This is a genomic window from Vibrio sp. 10N.286.51.B11, from assembly GCF_041469245.1.
Classification (GTDB): domain Bacteria; phylum Pseudomonadota; class Gammaproteobacteria; order Enterobacterales; family Vibrionaceae; genus Vibrio; species Vibrio crassostreae_C.
Genome location: NZ_JBFRKI010000026.1, coordinates 191,544 through 212,604, shown reverse-complemented (window position 1 = coordinate 212,604; position 21,061 = coordinate 191,544). Strand labels below are relative to the sequence as shown.

General features: G+C 43.9%; 13 protein-coding genes and 1 riboswitch. Of the genes, 7 read left to right on the top strand and 6 right to left on the bottom strand.

Annotated features, from left to right (window positions below; translation table 11 throughout):
* Positions 1-788 precede the first annotated feature (788 nt).
* Positions 789-2,069 (bottom strand): sodium:proton antiporter, encoded by a 1,281-nt coding sequence (locus tag AB4154_RS14185; RefSeq protein ID WP_017061334.1) that lies wholly within the window; start codon positions 2,067-2,069, stop codon positions 789-791.
* A gap of 169 nt (positions 2,070-2,238) precedes the next feature.
* Here AB4154_RS14185 and metH point away from each other — a divergent pair, with 169 nt between their 5' ends.
* A complete protein-coding gene (gene metH, locus AB4154_RS14180; protein ID WP_372123339.1) occupies positions 2,239-5,916 on the top strand; it encodes a methionine synthase in 3,678 nt (1,225 codons plus the stop codon).
* Positions 5,917-6,022: 106 nt separating this feature from the next.
* Here the strand turns inward: metH and lysC are convergent, their stop codons facing one another.
* Complete coding sequence (gene lysC, locus AB4154_RS14175; RefSeq protein ID WP_136973962.1) at positions 6,023-7,390, bottom strand: lysine-sensitive aspartokinase 3; 1,368 nt, start codon at positions 7,388-7,390, stop codon at positions 6,023-6,025.
* A 108-nt stretch (positions 7,391-7,498) separates the two neighbouring features.
* A riboswitch (Lysine riboswitch) is annotated at positions 7,499-7,676 on the bottom strand.
* A gap of 176 nt (positions 7,677-7,852) precedes the next feature.
* On the opposite strand from lysC, the gene AB4154_RS14170 reads away from it, so the two are divergent.
* On the top strand, positions 7,853-8,992 hold the full coding sequence (locus tag AB4154_RS14170; protein ID WP_372123337.1) for an alanine--glyoxylate aminotransferase family protein: 1,140 nt from the start codon (positions 7,853-7,855) through the stop codon (positions 8,990-8,992).
* A gap of 112 nt (positions 8,993-9,104) precedes the next feature.
* Here AB4154_RS14170 and AB4154_RS14165 read toward each other — a convergent pair whose 3' ends face one another.
* The 4 genes from AB4154_RS14165 to AB4154_RS14150 all read right to left on the bottom strand — a co-directional run bounded on the left by AB4154_RS14165 (position 9,105) and on the right by AB4154_RS14150 (position 15,623).
* A complete protein-coding gene (locus AB4154_RS14165; protein ID WP_017061338.1) occupies positions 9,105-10,868 on the bottom strand; it encodes a PglL family O-oligosaccharyltransferase in 1,764 nt (587 codons plus the stop codon).
* A gap of 96 nt (positions 10,869-10,964) precedes the next feature.
* Entirely contained in the window at positions 10,965-13,796 is a 2,832-nt protein-coding gene (gene uvrA / locus AB4154_RS14160) for an excinuclease ABC subunit UvrA (protein ID WP_372123334.1), read from the bottom strand.
* A gap of 149 nt (positions 13,797-13,945) precedes the next feature.
* Positions 13,946-14,818 carry a UTP--glucose-1-phosphate uridylyltransferase GalU gene (galU, locus tag AB4154_RS14155; protein WP_017061340.1) on the bottom strand — a complete coding sequence of 291 codons (873 nt, stop codon included), beginning with the start codon at positions 14,816-14,818 and terminating at the stop codon, positions 13,946-13,948.
* Positions 14,819-14,975: 157 nt separating this feature from the next.
* The gene (locus AB4154_RS14150) at positions 14,976-15,623 is read right to left on the bottom strand and encodes a LuxR C-terminal-related transcriptional regulator (RefSeq protein ID WP_029235590.1); all 648 of its coding nucleotides are present in this window, start codon (positions 15,621-15,623) and stop codon (positions 14,976-14,978) included.
* A 278-nt stretch (positions 15,624-15,901) separates the two neighbouring features.
* On the opposite strand from AB4154_RS14150, the gene AB4154_RS14145 reads away from it, so the two are divergent.
* The 5 genes from AB4154_RS14145 to AB4154_RS14125 all read left to right on the top strand — a co-directional run bounded on the left by AB4154_RS14145 (position 15,902) and on the right by AB4154_RS14125 (position 21,053).
* Positions 15,902-16,459, top strand: a complete 558-nt coding sequence (locus AB4154_RS14145) for a single-stranded DNA-binding protein (RefSeq protein ID WP_017061342.1) — start codon at positions 15,902-15,904, stop codon at positions 16,457-16,459.
* Positions 16,460-16,620: 161 nt separating this feature from the next.
* Positions 16,621-18,636 carry an RNase E specificity factor CsrD gene (gene csrD / locus AB4154_RS14140; RefSeq protein WP_017062969.1) on the top strand — a complete coding sequence of 672 codons (2,016 nt, stop codon included), beginning with the start codon at positions 16,621-16,623 and terminating at the stop codon, positions 18,634-18,636.
* Between the two features lie 2 nt (positions 18,637-18,638).
* Positions 18,639-20,081 (top strand): MSHA biogenesis protein MshI, encoded by a 1,443-nt coding sequence (locus AB4154_RS14135; protein ID WP_017061344.1) that lies wholly within the window; start codon positions 18,639-18,641, stop codon positions 20,079-20,081.
* Positions 20,081-20,728, top strand: coding sequence for a type 4a pilus biogenesis protein PilO (gene pilO / locus AB4154_RS14130; protein WP_017061345.1), 648 nt, complete (start codon positions 20,081-20,083; stop codon positions 20,726-20,728). The genes AB4154_RS14135 and pilO overlap by 1 nt, the downstream gene beginning before the upstream one ends.
* Positions 20,721-21,053, top strand: a complete 333-nt coding sequence (locus tag AB4154_RS14125; protein ID WP_017061346.1) for a hypothetical protein — start codon at positions 20,721-20,723, stop codon at positions 21,051-21,053. The genes pilO and AB4154_RS14125 overlap by 8 nt, the downstream gene beginning before the upstream one ends.
* Positions 21,054-21,061 lie beyond the last annotated feature (8 nt).

The following is a 21,061-nucleotide window of genomic DNA, read 5'->3' as shown; positions in this document are numbered from 1 at the left end:
TTTCCGGATTGGTATAATATACGCCATTAGCAAAGCCGCGGATTCTCCTACTTACCAAAACAGCGCGTGTTGGGAGTCTAAACCTCCAACCTTTCCATATACTAAGCCTCAGCAGAAATACTGGGGCTTTTTTGTATCTGCTGCTTCTACGAAGTAATGTTGGGATAACTAGGCGCTCCTAGCTCACCTGCGTGCTCGAATCTCCGGAGTGCCTACTCATTCCAGCCTTGCCATATTTAAGACTCTAGTCTGCACGTCTCGGCAGAAATGCTAGCGCTTTTTATTCCTGTCATTTTTACAAGTATCACTTGAAGTACCATGTGTTCCTTTAGCTATCTCTATCGAACACTGATTTAGTGCAGCCTTGCTGTATTTAATGACTTAGTTCAAAGCTAAAGCTTTCTGTTCACCACTCATCTAGCTCCGTAGTCCTGTTCATAACTAACGCTATTCTAGCGAGACGTTGAGTCCCGTTATTTTTGTTTCCAGGTGAAAGGTGAAGCCTTTCGATTGAAGCTTATATAACTTGAGAGTGGGTTATTGGGTAGACTAGCGAGTGGGCAGAAGAACTAATTCTCTGTATGACTTAAGCTCCTTAAAGAGTTCTGTCCACCCACATTAAGGCTTTCGATTACTCAAATATTAGCGGTATCAAATATCGATATGAGCTCTATGTTCCACGCATATCTTTCAGCGATAGCTCCAGTATGGGAATTGGTGAGTTTGACTTTCATTGGGTATAAAAAAGGCCACCTAAAGTAGGCGGCTTTGGTTGATCTATCTAGGTGTTAATCTAGCTCTTTCTCTGCTTGTTTTGCTTTCTCTATCATAGGAGTGATTGTTGAGCCTTGAACTAGAATAGAGAACACAACAACGGCGTATGTCATGACAAGGATTATCTCTTTTACATCTATTGCTTTGTCTTCAATTACCCAGATACCTGAAGGGATCGAAAGTGCCATGGCTAATGCTAAGCCACCGCGTAAGCCACCCCAAGTTAGAATCTTAATCGACCACGGGTTGTAAGTTCTAAAGCGTTTAAATCCGATGTAAGACAAGAAAACACTCAAGTAACGTGCACTCAATACTAGAGGGACTGCGAACGCCATTAAGATCCAGTCTTCTTGGTGGAATTTGAATAACAGCATCGACATACCAATTAGTAGGAATAATACGCCGTTTAAGAATTCATCTATCAACTCCCAGAAATGATCTAGGTGATCTTCACTCTCTTTTGAGAATCCGATAAAGCGAGTCCAGTTACCAATCATGATACCTGAGACCACCATCGCTAATGGTCCTGATACATGTAGAACTTCAGCAAACGCATAACCAGCAGTTGGAATGCCGATGGTTAATAGCAACTCCATCGAGTGGTCGTCGGTGTTGCTGATTAGGTAATGGAATACAAGACCTAAAACAAAACCGTAGACGATGCCGCCAATTGCCTCTTGAACGAATAGCATGGTCACACTACCGACGGTTGGCGCTTCTGTGCCGAATGCGATAGTAAATAGGGTTACGAAGATAACTAAGCCAAAACCATCGTTGAATAGAGATTCTCCCTCGATTTGAGTAGAGATTCTTCTGGGAGCGTCGAGTTTCTTTACTATTGCTAGCACGGCGATGGGATCGGTTGGAGAGATTAGCGAGCCAAAGAGTAGGCAGTAAATCAGATCAAATTGAATACCGATGAACTGGCAAAACCCGTACAGCACAAAACCGATAAAGAATGTTGAAAACAACGTAGCACCTAACGCGAGTACAGTTATTTCCCATTTCTGGTCTTTTAAATTTGGTAACTTAATCCCTAAACCACCGGCAAAGAGTAAGAACCCCAATATTCCCTTTAGTAGGAAATCTTCAAAGTTGATACTGGCAACGGTTTCTGAGGCGATGTCAGCCAGTTGGAACCAATTGTTTTGTCCCGCAATGATAATCAATAGAGATAACATCATTGAGCCTGCTGTGATGGCGATGGTTGTCTGCATTTTACCAATTTTTGTATTCACGAAAGCAATAAGCATGGCTGCAGCGGACAAGAAGCATAAGGTGTAATAGACCGACATTGGGATTCCAACATGTAACAAAGTATGAATATGAATTTTCGTTGTCTCATGCTCAAATAGCAAACATTTTTTTGTCATGACTCAGTAATCAATTTCCTTTTTTAGACGTCTAGACTCCTTTTTAATGTGTGATAGGATGGAGGGATAATTAAAGGAATGAGGTTGTACCGTGGGAAGTAATGTAAGGCAAAAGATTGACGCTCTGTTGAAGCAACGAATTTTACTGATTGATGGTGGCATGGGCACCATGATTCAGGATTATAAATTGGAAGAGCAAGACTATCGTGGTGAACGCTTTGCTGATTGGCACAGTGACTTGAAGGGCAACAATGACCTTTTAGTTCTTACACAGCCTAAGCTTATCAAAGATATCCATATGGAGTATTTGGAAGCTGGGGCTGACATCCTCGAAACCAATACCTTTAACGCTACAACCATCGCTATGGCCGACTATGATATGGAAAGCCTTAGTGAAGAGATTAACTTTGCTGCTGCCAAGCTTGCTCGTGAAGCAGCTGATGAATGGACTGCAAAGACCCCAGATAAACCTCGCTTCGTCGCGGGTGTATTAGGCCCTACCAACCGAACCTGTTCTATCTCGCCTGATGTAAACGATCCAGGTTACCGTAATGTTAGCTTTGACGAACTGGTTGAAGCCTATTCTGAATCGACTCGCGCGCTCATTAAGGGCGGTTCAGATTTAATTCTTATTGAAACTATCTTTGATACGTTAAACGCGAAAGCGTGTGCCTTTGCCGTTGAATCTGTTTTTGAAGAGGTGGGTATTGCTCTTCCAGTGATGATTTCCGGTACCATCACTGACGCATCAGGTCGTACCCTTTCAGGACAGACGACAGAAGCATTCTACAACGCCCTTCGTCATGTAAAACCAATCTCATTTGGATTGAACTGTGCATTGGGCCCTGATGAACTGCGTGAGTATGTCGGTGAGATGTCTCGTATCTCAGAGTGCAATGTTTCTGCTCACCCTAATGCGGGTTTGCCTAATGCATTTGGCGAGTATGACCTTTCTCCTGAGGATATGGCTGAACATGTTAAAGAGTGGGCTGAAAGTGGCTTCTTGAACCTAATTGGTGGGTGTTGTGGTACTACTCCAGAGCATATCCGTCAAATGGCTGAGGCCGTTGAAGGTGTAACGCCGCGTCAATTGCCAGACTTACCAGTTTCTTGTCGTCTTTCGGGACTAGAGCCACTGACGATAGCTAAAGAATCTTTGTTCGTGAATGTAGGTGAGCGGACCAATGTTACCGGCTCTGCACGCTTTAAGCGCCTTATCAAAGAAGAGCTCTACGACGAAGCCTTGAGTGTAGCTCGAGAGCAAGTCGAGAATGGTGCTCAAATTATCGATATCAACATGGATGAAGGGATGCTAGACGCCGAGGCGTGTATGGTTAAATTCCTGAATCTATGTGCTTCAGAACCTGAAATCTCGAAAGTACCTGTTATGGTCGATTCTTCTAAGTGGGAAGTTATCGAAGCTGGTCTGAAATGTATTCAAGGCAAAGGTATCGTTAACTCAATCTCTCTAAAAGAAGGCAAAGAGAAGTTTGTTGAGCAAGCCAAATTAGTTCGTCGTTATGGTGCAGCTGTCATTGTGATGGCGTTCGATGAACTAGGACAGGCTGATACTCGAGAGCGTAAAGTCGAGATCTGTACCAATGCCTACAACATTCTTGTTGATGAGGTTGGCTTCCCACCTGAAGACATTATTTTTGACCCGAACATCTTCGCGGTTGCTACTGGTATTGATGAACATAACAACTATGCGGTCGATTTCATCGAAGCTGTAGGGGACATCAAGCGTGATCTCCCTCATGCGATGATCTCTGGTGGTGTATCGAACGTGTCGTTCTCATTCCGCGGTAACAATTACGTTCGTGAGGCAATCCACGCAGTATTCCTATATCACTGTTTTAAAAATGGTATGGATATGGGTATCGTAAACGCTGGTCAGCTGGAAATTTACGATAATGTTCCAGAAGATCTGCGTGATGCTGTTGAAGATGTTGTATTGAACCGTCGTGATGATTCGACTGAACGATTGCTTGATATGGCGACCGAATACCTAGAGCGTGCTGTCGGTAAGGTTGAAGATAAATCTGCTCTAGAATGGAGAACTTGGCCTGTAGAGAAGCGCTTAGAGCACTCTTTGGTTAAAGGTATCACCGATTTTATCGTTGAAGATACCGAAGAAGCTCGCGTTAATGCCTCTCGCCCTATCGAGGTGATTGAAGGCCCTCTAATGGACGGCATGAACGTTGTCGGTGACCTATTTGGTGAAGGTAAGATGTTCTTACCACAGGTTGTAAAGTCTGCGCGTGTTATGAAACAAGCGGTTGCCCACCTAGAACCATTCATCAATGCATCGAAAGAAGTGGGCGCAACTAACGGTAAGATTCTATTAGCGACCGTTAAAGGTGACGTACACGATATTGGTAAGAATATCGTTGGCGTGGTTTTACAGTGTAATAACTACGAGATCATCGATTTAGGCGTAATGGTTTCTTGTGAGAAGATTCTCAAGGTCGCAAAAGAAGAGAATGTCGACATTATTGGCCTGTCTGGACTGATTACACCGTCTCTTGATGAAATGGTACACGTTGCCAAAGAGATGGAAAGACAAGGTTTTAAGCTTCCTCTATTGATCGGCGGCGCAACTACATCTAAAGCGCACACTGCGGTCAAGATTGAACAAAATTATTCAGAACCTGTTGTATACGTAAATAATGCCTCGCGCGCTGTAGGTGTGTGTACTTCACTACTTTCTGATGAATTGAAGCCCGCTTTCGTTGAGAAGCTAGATATCGACTATGATCGCGTTCGAGACCAGCACAATCGTAAGAAGCCGCGCACTAAGCCTGTCACACTTGAAAGAGCTCGTGCCAATAAAGTCGCTATCGATTGGGATGCGTATACTCCACCGGCACCGGCTAAACCGGGAGTTCACATCTTCAATGATTTTGATGTGGCGACTTTGCGCCAGTACATCGATTGGACTCCATTCTTTATGACGTGGTCTTTGGTTGGTAAGTACCCTGCGATTCTTGAACATGAAGAAGTGGGTGAAGAAGCAAAACGTTTATTTAAAGATGCTAACGATCTACTGGATCGCGTAGAGAAAGAGAAGTTACTTGAAGCTCGTGGTATGTGTGCCATGTTCCCAGCGAACAGCGTTGGTGATGATATTGAAGTGTATACCGATGAGTCTCGTACTGAAGTTCTAAAGGTTCTACATAACCTTCGTCAACAAACCGAAAAGCCAAAAGGCTTTAACTATTGTCTGTCTGATTACATTGCGCCAAAAGAGAGCGGTAAAGCGGACTGGATTGGTGGTTTTGCGGTGACCGGCGGTATTGGTGAGCGAGAACTGGCTGATGAATACAAAGCGAAAGGTGATGACTACAACGCAATCATGATTCAAGCGGTTGCTGACCGATTGGCTGAAGCGTTCGCGGAGTATCTGCATAAAGAAGTGAGAAAGGACATTTGGGGTTACTCGCCAGATGAGGACTTGTCTAACGACGATTTGATTCGAGAGAAATACCAAGGTATTCGTCCAGCTCCAGGTTACCCTGCTTGCCCAGAGCATACAGAGAAAGGTACGTTGTGGGAGCTGATGGACGTTGAAAAGGCAATCGATATGTCATTAACGACAAGCTACGCGATGTGGCCTGGTGCCTCAGTGTCTGGTATGTATTTCTCACACCCTGATGCTAGATACTTTGCTATTGCACAGATTCAACAGGATCAAGTGGATAGCTATGCTGACCGCAAAGGTTGGGATATGTTAGAAGCCGAGAAGTGGTTAGGTCCTAACATTAACTAGTTTGAATCTATGATGAGCTTTGATTCGTAAAGTAAAAAGAGAAAGGGTTGCTCAAGAGCAACCCTTTTTGTATTTGTGATTTATCTGTCGATGATAAACGGACTTTCTATTCAAATAATTCTTGGTGCAGTTTTTGAATCGCCAACTTAGAAACAGATTCATTTAGTAAGAAGCACAGGTTGTGTGGGCTTGCACCGTAACAAATCATGCGTAGGTTGAAGTCTTCAAGAGTGCCGAAGACCTGCTTTGCATAGCCTTTGCTTTCACTCATGTTGTTACCAATAAGAGCAACAAGGCATAGGTCGTGTTCAATATCTACAGAACACAGCTCCTCAAGCTCAATGCGAGCGGCTTCAGGTAACTCAGGGGCACCACCAGAGGTATCCGTTTGATCGAGTGTTAGTGAAACACTGATCTCTGAAGTGGTGATAAGATCGACCGAGATCTTATGTTTAGCAAGGATCTCGAATACCTTTGCCAAAAAGCCATAGGCATGGAACATATTAGCGCTACGTAGCGTAACCATGGTTTGGTTGCAGCGTAGGGCAAGCGCTCTAAATAGAGGAGAGCTCTCAACTTCTTGACGAATCCAAGTACCACCTAACTCTGGCGCTTTAGAAGAGCCGACAAATACCGGTATTTGGTGGCGTAGTGCAGGTACTAGAGTCGATGGGTGCAAGATCTTCGCACCAAAGTTTGCCATTTCCGATGCTTCACTAAAGCTGATCTCTGGGATAGGAGAAGCTTTAGGTGCAATACGAGGGTCAGTGGTGTAGATACCCGGAACATCCGTCCAGATTTCTAGACCAATCGCCTGTACAGATTCGGCAATCAGTGCTGCTGAGTAATCACTGCCACCGCGGCCTAAAGTCGTGGTGTTACCTTCGCTATCAGCGCCGATAAAACCTTGGGTAACGACAACTTGTTGTTGGCAAAGTGGAATCAGTTTCTCTTGCGCTAGAGCGGCAATATCTTCTAGTTGAGGTTCGGCTTTACCAAAATCATCATTAGTACGCATCACATCTCTGATATCAAAGCGAACAGCAGGAGTGCCTCGTTCAGAGATGATCTGAGCCAAGATGTGTGTCGACATCAACTCGCCACATGCGACAAGGTGATCCGTCAGTTTAGTACTTGTTTGGAATGATGCGGCCTCTGCAGCGCTCGCAATGTCATCAAGAATGCTGTGGACTTCTTTTTCGATGCTGATTGGATCTGCGAGTTGGTCAAGAATTGCGTTGTGAATGTCCGCTAATTGCGCCATTAGTTCCTGACGACGAGCTTTGTCTTGAACACCATTTGCTAGTTCAACCAGCAAGTTAGTGACACCAGAGCATGCACTACTCACGACCAGTTTCGTGTTTGAGTTGTTTTCAATAATGGCAGCACAACGGCTCATTGCTTCAAAGTTGGCAACACTTGTTCCACCAAACTTAGCGACATTAAAAGAACCAGCTACATTAGATGCACTCACGATATATCTCCCACGACTTCCTAAAATAAAATTACGGTTGGGTAATCCAACGTCCGATGTTTTTCGAAGAGAGTTTTAGAGCAAAAAGAGAGGAATTATTAGAATAGTAACCTCAGAAGCTCTTCACCATATAGAAATGGCGACAGTTGACGGGATTCAGCCCGCTCAACCGATAATAAAGGTCCTGCATCCTTTTATTATCTCGGCACTGCTCCCCATAAATGTTTTGTATTGGAAATGCGGTTCCACAAAACATCTGCCTGGGCAGTGCTCCTCTTCTGCTAGATAGCCGTTTCATTGAACGTTTTTGTGGTAACAATGTCAATCCGTAACTTGAGATAATTGAAAAATAATTTTAACAATTATGTGACAGTGGTTTGACCTCAATACTTATGGCTAATTGCTGAGGTAATCAATTTGCTTTAGGGTGGATTGTTCACAACATTAACGTAAGGGATGTACATGTCTAATTTACCACTCACTACTGCTATCGATAGCTTTTATCCACCACACCGAACGTTAATGGGACCTGGTCCTTCAGATATCTCACCTCAAGTGTTACAGGCTTTGAGCCGTCCAACCATAGGTCACTTAGATCCGCTGTTTATTGCGATGATGGACGAGCTTAAACAGCTTCTTAAATACGCTTTTCAGACTGAAAACGAATTTACGATTGCCGTTTCTGCACCGGGCAGTGCAGGTATGGAGACCTGTTTTGTTAACTTGATTGAGCCTGGTGAAAAGGTGATTGTTTGTCGTAACGGTGTCTTCGGTGAGCGTATGCGAGAAAACGTGGTGCGTTGTGGTGGCGAAGCCATCCTTGTTGATGACGAATGGGGCAAGCCCGTTTCAGTTGAAAAGGTAGAACAAGCATTGGCAGAAAACCCCGATGCCGTTGCTGTTGCATTTGTGCATGCAGAGACATCAACCGGAGCGTTATCTGATGCCCAAGCTATCTCTGCTGTCGCTCGTCAGTTTGATGCGTTAACGATTGTTGATGCAGTGACATCATTAGGTGGTGTGCCATTGCTGGTTGATGAGTGGCAGCTTGATGCGGTTTATTCTGGCAGCCAAAAGTGTCTGTCTTGTGTGCCAGGGCTATCTCCAGTGACTTTCTCTCAGCGTGCGGTTGATAAAATGAAAGCCCGTAAAGCACCAGTGCAAAGCTGGTTTTTGGATCAAAGTTTAGTATTAGGTTACTGGAGTGGAGAAGGTAAGCGTAGCTACCACCATACCGCACCCGTGAACAGCCTTTATGCTCTGCATGAGTCGCTGGTTTTGTTGAAAAATGAAGGCTTAGATAATGCGTGGTCTCGTCATCATGCGATGCACCAAGAGCTTAAAGAAGGCGTAGAAGCTCTAGGGTTAAAGTTTGTGGTTGATGAAGAGAGCCGCCTGCCGCAGCTTAATGCACTTTATTTCACAGAAGGAATTGATGAGGCTAAGATCAGAACGCAGCTTTTAGAAGAATATAATCTTGAAATCGGTGCTGGGCTTGGCTCTTTGGCTGGTAAGGCATGGCGTATCGGCCTAATGGGTTACGGTGCTCGTAAAGAGAATGTCGCGTTGTGCCTAAAAGCGCTAAAAGATGTTTTGAAGTAGCTGCATGAACTGAAATTAAAAAGAAAAGCGCACGAGAGATCGTGCGCTTTTTTGTATCTACCCCAAGCTCCTACTGCCTACTAAGTGAAGCTTACGTTGCGAATTCTTAACATTATTCTGCAGACGAAACGTTATCTTCTGCTTGTGACACTTTCTTATACTGAACCTTTGAAAAGTCTCTGTTAGGGAATAAAAAGTTCGCTTCGCTACGAATTTGCTCTGCTTTACTTTCTTCTCCTAGGCCTTGATACGCCAGAATCAGATTGCTGTAGAAAGCCGGTCTTGGTTTGCTCTTAATGATCTCCAGTGACCAATCGATGTAAGGCTGTATAAGGCTCGGGTCGGCTTTGTAGAGGCCGATATTAAGGTAAGTGCTGTATATATCCCAATCGTAGCGATCTTTCCACACCACTGGGTTCGTTACCTGCTTAAGAATGTCCGGATTTTTCGGCTTAGACAGTTCAAACTTAGTCAGTACATAGTTGGTGTGCAGGGCGCTCAACATATAAAAACTGACCAAAATAGGGAGCACTAAGCTCAACACTCTAAATAGGGTCTTGCTGATGATACTGAACGACTGTTGATAATGTCGGGAAGAGCGCTGATCTACCCAGTAAATCAATATAATGAATGTTATCCAGTGAATCGCCGAGTGGTAAAAAGGATACTCAAGTTGAGAGTGCAAAAGGATTGGGATAAATAACGCGAGCAGGGCTAGACGTGTCCCCTTTGCTGAACTTGTTATGCGTGACATCACCAATATTGCAGCAATCAAGATTCCGATGATTGGTACAATCCCCCCTTCAACTCCCCAAAACAGGAACTCATTGTGCGGGTGATCCATTGAAGGAAGACCTGGATGATAGTTCGAGTTGAGTTGATGTTGGCGAGCTGTATATAGCGTGTATTCAGACTCAAATTTCCCGTAACCATAACCTGTAAATGGCTTTTCGATCATCATATCTAAAGCTTGCGGGAACGTATAAGCGCGCGGGCTTTCTAGGTTCGCTTTCTTGCTAGCGAGGCTATCAGTCGCACTTAGGCTGATCACCGAAAAAGCGACGACGACACCGACGAGCACTGATGCGCACCATCCGTAGAAGCGTTTCTTGGTCGAGAACTTGTATAGATAGGGCAGAATGCAGATAAACCCAATGACAGCGGCCAACCATCCGGTACGTGATGCAATGATGATCAGCAAGGGCACGGTTAAGGTTGGAGTTAAATACAGTAGGAATGATTCGCTGATCTTATGGTTATATTTAGCCGGCTGCCTTGCTAAAAGGTAAGCGGACAGCACAAAACCAGTAGCAAGAAAGCTTGCCATTACATTCGGTTGTTGAAATATCCCATATGGTCGGTTTGCAGCAGTGTTGTAGCCAAATAGGTTGCCAGGTTCTAATAAGAAATATTGCACATAGCCAAATAGTGCTTGTATAACAACAGCAAGTACAATGAACCACAACATACGTTGCTTGTGTTTATTGCTGAACTTAAATTGCTGCAGCACCACAAATAAGGCAAAGCCCGCCCACAATCCAAGCAAGCGTCCTGACGCTCCTTGAGGTGCAGCATTGCTGTATAAAATGGGTAGCGTGAGTATGATGCAGCTAATCAACAAGCCAATTGTTAATTTGGAATACTTGAGTACTCGATTGGTCGCGAGTTGGTAAAAGCCAATCGCTAGCGTGAAGCTTAGCGCTAGCCAAGTGGTAGGGTTAAAGGATAGAGCAAGGCCCGAACCACCAGGATTCGGCATAAAAAAATGCATAGCTAACAAGAATACAACAGCTAAAGAAGCCAGAAATGCTTTGTTGAGTGGTAGCTGAGTGACCTGATTTTCTAGCTGAGTACCGCTAGTGTGTATTGTTGCCATAAATCCCTAACCTTATAAAAACAGAGCTTGTTCCTTCTGAAACAAGCTCTGTTACTTTAACATTTTTCTGTCTGCCCGCAGGGCGCTATTTTACACCTACTTCAAATTTAACATAGGCTTAAGGAAGCGAGCAGTGTGTGAACCTTCGACTAACGCCACATCTTCAGGTGTACCCTCTGCAACAATCTCACCACCACCTTGCCCACCTTCTGGGCCAAGATCTAGGATCCAGTCTGCTGTTTTAACGACATCTAGGTTGTGCTCAATCACGACAACTGTATTACCGTGATCACGCAGTCTATGTAATACCGTCAGTAGCTGCTGGATATCGTGGAAATGAAGGCCTGTTGTTGGCTCATCGAGAATGTATAAGGTTTTTCCCGTGTCTCGTTTAGACAGTTCACGCGCTAATTTAACACGCTGAGCTTCACCACCAGATAAGGTTGTAGCTGCTTGCCCTAAGCGAATGTAAGAGAGGCCAACGTCCATTAAAGTTTGCAGTTTACGAGCGATAACAGGTACCGGGTTGAAGTATTCACGAGCATCTTCCACAGTCATCTCTAGAACTTCGTCAATGGTTTTACCTTTGTAGCGGACCTCTAGAGTCTCACGGTTATAGCGCTTACCTTTACACACATCACAAGGCACATACACATCGGGTAAGAAGTGCATCTCTACCTTGATTACGCCGTCTCCCTGACAAGCCTCACAACGACCACCACGAACGTTAAAGCTGAATCGACCTGGCTTGTAACCACGAGAACGTGATTCCTGAGTGCCCGCGAATAGTTCACGAATAGGGGTGAAAATCCCTGTGTAGGTCGCAGGGTTTGATCTTGGTGTACGACCGATAGGGCTTTGATCTATGTCGATTACCTTATCAAAATGTTCTAACCCTTTAATCTTTTTGTGCTTTGCTGGAACTGCAGTCGTGGCACCGTTTAATTGAGTGTGGGCGACTTTAAAGAAGGTATCGTTGATAAGCGTTGATTTACCCGAACCTGATACGCCCGTAATACAACTGAACAAGCCAACAGGAATTGTCGCGGTCACATTCTTTAGGTTGTTCCCCGTTGCGCCAACGATCTCGACGACCTTTTTCTTGTCGATAGGCGTTCTCTTTTCAGGCACTGCAATTTCTTTAGCACCGCTCAGGTATTGGCCTGTCAAAGAGTTCGGGTTTTCGATGATGTCTTGCATGGTACCTTCTGCCACCACGTGACCACCGTGCACCCCTGCTCCTGGACCGATATCGATAACATGGTCAGCACAACGAATTGCATCTTCGTCATGTTCCACAACAAGTACCGTATTACCTAAGTCTCTCAGGTGAATTAAGGTTTGCAATAGACGTTCATTATCGCGCTGGTGGAGACCAATTGATGGCTCATCAAGTACATACATAACGCCAACTAAACCGGCACCGATTTGGCTCGCCAAACGAATACGTTGCGCCTCACCACCAGACAGCGTTTCAGCACTGCGTGATAGGTTAAGGTAGTTCAAACCAACGTTGACTAAGAAATGCAGACGATCATTGATCTCTTTCATCACTTTATCTGCGATCTGCCCACGTTGACCGTCTAGCTTCAATTCTTGGAAAAATTGTAGTGCGTCAGCAATGCTAAGTTCAACGATTTCCGGAAGTGTTGTATCACCAATGAAAACATTACGAGCTTCTAATCTCAGGCGAGTGCCATCACAGCTAGAGCACGATTTGGTTGAGATGTATTTAGCAAGATCTTCACGCACTGCGCTCGATTCAGTATCACGGTAACGGCGCTCCAAGGTATTTAAAATGCCCTCAAATGGATGACGCTTAACCCGAATATCACCTCGGTCATTGATGTACTTGAATTCCACTTCAGTACGACCTGATCCTTTTAGAATGATCTCTTGAGTCTTTTTCGGTAGAGAATTAAATGGCGCATACAGATCAAAACCATAATGTTCTGACAGCGACGTTAGCATTTGGAAATAGTAGTAGTTCTTTTGATCCCAACCTTTTATCGCACCTTCAGCAATGCTTAGGTTCTCATCTAAAATCACTCGGCTTGGATCAAAATACTGTTGAACACCAAGACCATCACACGTATCACATGCTCCTGCCGGGTTATTAAATGAGAACAGGCGAGGCTCAAGCTCTTGCATGCTGTAACCACATTTAGGACAAGCGAAGTTAGCAGAGAATACGATCTCTTCTTGATCCGTTTCGTCCATCCAGCCGACGACAGCGATACCGCCAGAGAGCTCTAATGTGGTCTCGAATGACTCGGCTAAACGCTGTTGAAGATCAGGACGAACCTTGAATCTGTCTACCACAACTTCAATGGTGTGCTTCTTATGAAGTTCAAGTGCTGGTGGATCGGATAGATCACAGGTTTCACCATCAATTCGGGCTCGGATAAAGCCTTGCGCAGCTAAGTTTTCCAGTGTTTTAACATGCTCACCTTTGCGCTCTTTGACAATCGGTGCCATCAACATCATCTTTGAGCCTTCAGGCAGTTCTAAGACCTTATCGACCATTTGACTGATGGTTTGTGCTGCTAGAGGGATGTTGTGGTCTGGACAGCGAGGTTCGCCTACTCGCGCATACAATAATCTGAGGTAATCATAGACTTCGGTAATGGTACCGACGGTTGAGCGAGGGTTATGTGAAGTCGATTTTTGTTCTATTGAGATAGCTGGAGACAGACCTTCAATATGGTCGACATCAGGCTTTTCCATAAGAGATAGAAATTGACGAGCGTAAGCAGACAGAGATTCAACATAACGACGCTGACCTTCTGCGTAGAGTGTGTCAAACGCAAGTGACGACTTTCCTGAACCCGATAATCCGGTGATGACAGTCAGTTTGTCACGTGGAATGGTTAGGTTGACGTCTTTGAGGTTATGCGTACGAGCGCCTCTAATTTCTATTTTATCCATCTCAATAGACCATGTAATTTTAAGTGGCTAAAGTATTACATAGAGTGAGATTTGTGCAAAGTTTTACTGGATAAAAAAACAGTAAACAAAAAGGGCGACTCAAAGAGTCGCCCTTTCTAAAATCAGTAACGTTAGTGATTAACCAGTCGTTATGCTTCTTTCTTGGTCGAGTGTTTACCTAGCTCGATTTGCTGCTGGTCTTTCTTGTATAGGTTTTCGAAGCAGTAGTTTGTTGCTTCGATATAGCCTTCAACACTACCACAGTCAAAACGTTGGCCTTTAAATTTGTAAGCCAATACACAGCCTGCTTTTGCCTGTTTTAGCAATGCATCAGTGATCTGGATTTCGCCGCCTTTACCTGGTTCTGTCTGCTCGATTAATTCAAAGATATCTGGAGTCAGAATATAACGACCAATGATCGCTAGGTTGCTTGGTGCTGTACCTTGCTCTGGCTTCTCTACCATGTCATCAACTCGGAAAAGGTCATCTTTGATCATTTCGCCAGAGATAACACCGTACTTGTGAGTCTCTTCTTCTGGAACTTCTTGTACAGCAACAATAGAACAGCGGAACTGTTTGTATAGCGCAACCATCTGAGCTAGCACGCCTTGTTGCTCGTTCACACAAAGGTCATCAGCAAGTACTACTGCGAACGGTTCATCGCCTACAAGTTCGCGACCCGTTAAAATAGCATGGCCAAGGCCTTTCATCTCACGTTGACGAATGTAGGTGAAGTTTGCCGCTTCAATCGTTTCACGGATATTAACCAATAGGTCTTCTTTATTGGTGCCGCTAATCTGGTGCTCAAGCTCGTAGTTTTTATCAAAGTGATCCATGATCGAGTGCTTACCACGTCCAGTAACGATGCACATTCCATCCATACCAGCTTCGATAGCTTCCTCTACACCGTATTCAATCAGAGGCTTGTTTACTACAGGCATCATTTCTTTAGGCATTGACTTGGTTGCAGGTAAAAAACGTGTACCGTAGCCAGCTGCCGGGAAAAGGCACTTTTTGATCATGATAAGACCCTTTATCTATAATAATTATTGATTCAACCTGAGTGGTTGATATTTCTGAGGGCAACTCTAGCATAAGTTATGTCGAAAATTCAGCAACAATCCGTATGGTTCACTAGAGTTTTCCTCAAAATTATCGTCAGACTAAGAGGTGGGTCGATTATGCAAGCAGGTTCTGGTTTGCCCATGCTATCGCTTGAACTCTATTTTTTACCGCAAGCTTACGGAATATTTGATAGAGGTGAGATTTAACCGTGAACTCACTAATAAACAAGTCATCGGCGATTTGTGTGTTTGAAGACCCGGATTGAAGACAGCGAATCACCTGGATCTCACGAATGGTTAAATCAACATTGGTTGGTGTGGTGTTGGTATTGACCATATTGCGATAATAAAACAACAGTTGATTGGTTACCTTCCTTGGCAGCCAGTTATCGCCATCAATGACTTCTTGAAGACCACGAGCAATCTTGTCCTTTTGTTCAGTGTTGTAAAAGAGTCCTTTTAGTACCCCATAGGTAAGAAGCTCTGAGGTTGGAAGTTGCTGGGGGACATTGAATAAAATGATTTCGTGATTTTTCCACATAACAGTCAGGTTAGGACAAATAATCAGTAGTTGTGGTACCTCTCTGTAATCGACGAGCAAGATCCGGTTACTCTGCTTTCTATCAACTAGCATTAATTCGTCGGGTGTCATTTTGTAGAGAACAATAGATAAATGCTTTTCTATCTCTTTTACATGTAGATAGGTATCGTTTGGGTCGATGCACAGAAAGTGTAAAGTGCGAGCGTATCTTGATTTTCTCATTGAAACGTCCTGTTTGAGTGGGATTAGATTCCACGTTGTCATGCAGGCTTTAGCTTCTCTAGCGCCTTGATAGTGACTTGCGTTGAATATCAATTATCAAAGTAAATGAGTGGTTTGTAAGTGGAGAAAAAAGCAACATCGCTCTGAATATCATGATTTGTTACGTTTTTATTCTTTGTAGTGAGGAGAGAATAGGAATGCGATTTATCACTGTAGAAAAGCATGCTATTCTTGTGCGCTAAAATTTTCTGAGACTATGAATTTAGACGGAGCAAATCATGGCTAGCCGTGGAGTTAACAAAGTTATATTAGTGGGTAACCTAGGTAATGACCCTGAAATTCGTTACATGCCAAATGGCGGCGCAGTAGCGAACATTACCATTGCAACGTCAGAGTCATGGCGTGATAAAGCAACTGGCGAGCAGCGTGAAAAAACAGAATGGCACCGTGTTGCTCTGTTTGGCAAGCTTGCGGAAGTTGCTGGTGAGTACCTACGTAAAGGTTCTCAAGTTTACATTGAAGGTCAACTTCAAACTCGTAAATGGCAAGATCAAAGCGGTCAAGATCGCTACACAACTGAAGTGGTTGTTCAAGGCTTCAATGGTGTAATGCAAATGCTTGGCGGCCGTGCTCAAGGTGGTGCTCCTGCTCAAGGTGGCATGGGTAACAACCAACAGCAAGGTGGTTGGGGTCAGCCACAGCAGCCACAACAACAGCAACAACAATACAGTGCTCCCGCTCAACAGCAGCCAAAAGCACCTCAACAAGCTCCTCAGCAGGCTCAACCTCAATATAATGAGCCGCCAATGGATTTTGATGATGACATCCCATTTTAATCCCTGTTTTTAATATATTATAAAGACAGTATTAAATTGGAAAAAGCCGCGTTCATCGCGGCTTTTTGTTACCTACAATTCTTAACGCTTTATTTACAACGTCAATTTATAGTATAAGTAGCAATACGGTATAATGTGAGTTGAAAAGGATTTCGTTATTCATGAGATATACCCCGACACTAAAATTGAGCACTCGATTGGTCGCATTTGTCACCGTGATAGTGATCAGCGCGATGTTCATTCTTTTTATTGGTGGCACACTTTCCTTTAAGCGTATTGGACAGGAATATTTAGACCATTATTTGGTTGGCATTGTCGACGTTGTAGATAAAGAGATGGAAGACCCTGACGCCGCGTATTCAATGCAGCGTTGGATGCCTAAGATGTTGCAGGCGAGCAATATTGTTGAGATGAAACTCTCGAACAAGACCGGCATCGTTTATCGTTTCAAAGATACCTCCCCACAAATTGATCCCAATCGTCTTTATGAGAAAAGCTTCATTTTAGAGCGTAATGAAGGCTACCGAATCGAATTTAAAGCACTTCCTCCTTATATTGGCTACAACTACTCAATGGAAGCGATGTGGTCAATTACTTTGGCTGTCGCATTGGTTCTGTTCTGTCTTGCTCGCGGTGTTCGTTGGTTGAAAGAACAACTCATGGGTTCTGAAATCTTGGAAGAGCGAGGAAGAATGATCTTGGCCGGTCAGGTTGAAGCTCATGCAAAGGGAGATGAGCGAGAGTGGCCTTATACCGCAAGCGAAGCCTTAGATGTATTGATTGAAGAGCTACAAGATGCTCGTCAAGAACGAAGTCGCTTTGATACCTTTATTCGTACCCATACTTTCCTAGATAAACTCACGGGAACGGCAAACCGAGTTTTATTCGATAATAAGCTGGAATCGGCACTGCATGAAAGTGGTGCTCGAGGCGGTGTGTTACTGATACGTATCGACGAATGGGAGCAAGTTAGTGATGCTAACGATAAGCAAACCACAGACGGCTTTATTATTGAAGTCGGTGAAGTACTGTCGAATATCGTTCAACGCTATCCCGATGTCATTTTTTCTCGCTATTACGAAGCGGACTTTGCTGTATTTATCCCTCATCAGGGCGCAAAAGATATTGCGACCTTGGCTGCTCAGTGTTTAAGGCAGTTAGATAAGCTAACTCCGCCAGAGCCTTTAGAGTCGGATAACTGGTGTCATATTGGTGTGACCATGTATACCGAAGGTGAGCGTCATAGCCAGATCATGGATGAAACGGAAACGGCACTAAAGAGTGCTCAGTTAGAGCGTATTAATAACTGGAGCCGTTACCCGAAAGAGAATAAGAATGAGCTTGATAGAGGCAGTGTTCGTTGGAGAACATTACTTGATAAAGCGCTGCTTCCTGAAAATTTAGTAATCTTTGCTCAGCGGTGTTATCTTATGCCGGAATCTGGTCAAGTTAATGAATTGCATAGAGAAATATTTACTAGAATTCAGGATCCTGACAAAGGTTTATTGAAATCGTCTCGATTTATGCCTGCGGTAGAGCAAGTGGGTTATCAAGCTCAAATGGACCAATCGGTTCTAAAGGTTGTGTTGAAATCCTTGAAAGAATCAACTCAACCTATCAACTATTCAGTGAATCTGAATGTTACCCCGTTTGCTAATAAACAGCACTTTAAGTGGTTTAGGAGTGAGTTGTTACAGCTCTCTGCTCAACACCGCTCTCAGCTTGCGTTTGAGTTTCCAGAAGGGCACTTGATTGCTCATCTTGATTATATGAGACCGGTGGCAAAGATGTTGCGAGGTTTAGGGTGTAAAGTTGTGGTTGGCCAAGCTGGGCGAACCATTGTTAGCACTCACTATATAAAGGATTTGAAGGTTAATTATATTAAGCTTCATCGAAGCCTAATAAAGAAAATCGACCAAAGGCATGAGAACCAACTGTTTGTTCGCAGCTTAATTGGGGCGTGTGGTGATTCTCCAACTCAAGTTATTGCCGTTGGAGTCGAGACAAAACAAGAAAAGAATACCTTGATAGAGTTAGGCATTAACGGCTATCAAGGGAGATATTTCGACGAAGAACAACAAATTATCCCTTTGCCTAATCAAGCAGAAAAAGCCGCGAAAGCGGAATCTGTTGTCAAAGTTGGACGAAGAAATCGATGGCGTAAGAGTAGTAGTTAAGAATGAATTTTAAAGCGATTTTAGACAAAATAAAGCCAACGAATAATAAAGGTAGCTCGCAAGTTGTCTTGCTGGGCAATGACGCCATTTATATTTCATCGACAGAACAAGATCCTCAAGTAGCCAGCATTCCCGTGGTTAATGGGGACTGGGAGAGTGCGCTAAAAAAATCGCTTAGCAGTGAGGCGTTTACCAGTAATAGCGTCCAACTGATTGTCTGTGCTAACTACTACCAAACCTACCAAATTGATAAACCGGACATTCCAGAGAGTGAATGGTCGGTAGCACTGCCTTTTTTACTCAAAGATCTTGTTTCAGAAAGAGTCACGGAAATTACTGCGAGTGCGGTCGCGTTACCAACGTCGAACAAGCTGCAAGTATATGTCCTGCCTAAAAAGCTGTTGGACAAGCTTTTGAATATCACTAATTCGGCTCAGGTTGAATTAATAGGTGTTGCTCCTGAAGATGAAATCTGGGGTTACAGTGCAGGCGAACTGTCTAATTTCATTCTTTTACAACGTAGCGTCAATTCACACTTTAAATTGGGTGCGTTTGTCGAAAATACCGTTTGTTTTCAAAGAACCATCCGCAGTGTTGTGCCACCTTTAACGGGTGTTGCGTCAAGTGCTCTGCAGTTAGATGGCCTCGCTTTAGAGCTTCAACGCTCGATTGATTACCTTTCTTCTCAAATTAAAGGCACCCAGCTTCACCAGCTTAAAATCTGTTGTGACGAAGAAGATGAAGCAGAGTTACAAAGTGCCTTAAACAGTACATTGAGCTCGACAGTTTCACTGTTGGTTGAAGGTGAGCGTGATAATTCAGAGAGTTTGTTGCTTAAACTTGCAGCTGAAAAAGAGACGTTTAAGGTCAATCTTTACCCTGAACACCTTAAGCCTAAAAAAGAATATTTTACGCTGACCAATGTTGTTGCGAGCTGGGGAGTAATTTGTGTTTTGATGCTTGGTGGTTACTTCGCAATGCAGTATCAAGTTTCTAATCTAGATAAAGAGCTAACAGCCCTGCAACAAGACTCGAATCAACTTAACAAACAAGTTAACCAATTGAATAGTAAGTTAACTCAGCATAAACCGTCTCCAGAGAAAGTCGCGGCGGTTGCGCGTCTCAAACGTGAGACTGAGGCTAAAAAAGAGGCTTTGAAGGCTGTTGGACAATACGACGAATCCCAACAAGTCGGGTATTCTGGCGTCATGAATTCCTTAGCTAAATTAGGCCGAAATGACATTTCTCTTTCGCACATCTACATGACCCACGATACTTTAGATCTTAGTGGCTTGGCTCGTAACGCAAATGTCGTTCCGAACTGGATTGGTCAGTTTAAAAGTGAGCTTAATTTAGTCGGACGCACTTTTGAAAAACTAAAAATTGGCCGTAATGATCAGGATGTGGTGACGTTTGAGCTAAGTACTCGTCGGGAGAGTAAATAATGCAGCAGTGGAACCAGCTGAGCGATAAGTTTCTTGCATTAAGTCAAAGAGAAAAATGGCTACTTTTTGTGTGTGGTTTTGTTGGCCTATCGATGTTGTTGTTCACCTTATTGGTTGAGCCTGCGTATCTCGATCTACAAGCTAAAAATGCCAAGGCGAGCAGCCTGACTCAATCGAATCAAAGGCAGCAAGGTGAGTTACTTGTTCTGCAAGCTCAGTTAAACAAAGACCCAGACAAAGAAATTAATCGAGAGTACAAAAAGCTGCTGGTGGAGAGCCAAGATCTCTCTCTTCAGCTTTCTCAGATTGTTGATGGATTAATCACACCTTCTCAAATGTCGCAGTTACTGGAGAGCGTTCTTAACGCCGGTAATGGACTAAAGCTTGAATCGCTAGAGTCATTAAAACCAGAAGCGATTTCGAACAATAAAGAGACCAGCGAATATTCAGGCTACTTTCTTCACCCTGTAAGAATGGAGCTAACCGGCAGTTACTTTGATATCTCAGCTTACCTTCAAGCACTTGAGTCTCTACCTGTGAGTTACTACTGGCGCACATTTGAATACTCAGTAGAAGAATATCCTAAAGCTCGACTGGTGTTCGAGGTTTACACATTAGGTACTAGACAGGAGTTTATCGGTGGTTAGAACTCTTTTGTTGTCCTTGCTATTTAGTAGCTCTTTTGTGTGGGCTGAGCAAGATCCCACGGCGCCATTAGGCTGGCTTTCACCTCAACAGAAAACGGCGCCTGCTAAGAAAGCACCAACTCGTTATCGCTTGCCTTCTTTAGAAAGCATCGTGTGTAAGGGAGATACGCCTTGCTATGCGATTATGAATGGTCAGATTCTCGGACAAGGGGAAACGATCAGAGGGTACCGAGTTAAGAACATAGATCCAGAATACGTCACTCTGCAGAGAAGCTCTAAGCAGTGGAAATTAGAGATGTTCTCTTTAGATGTTAAGAATAATTAAGGTTAGAG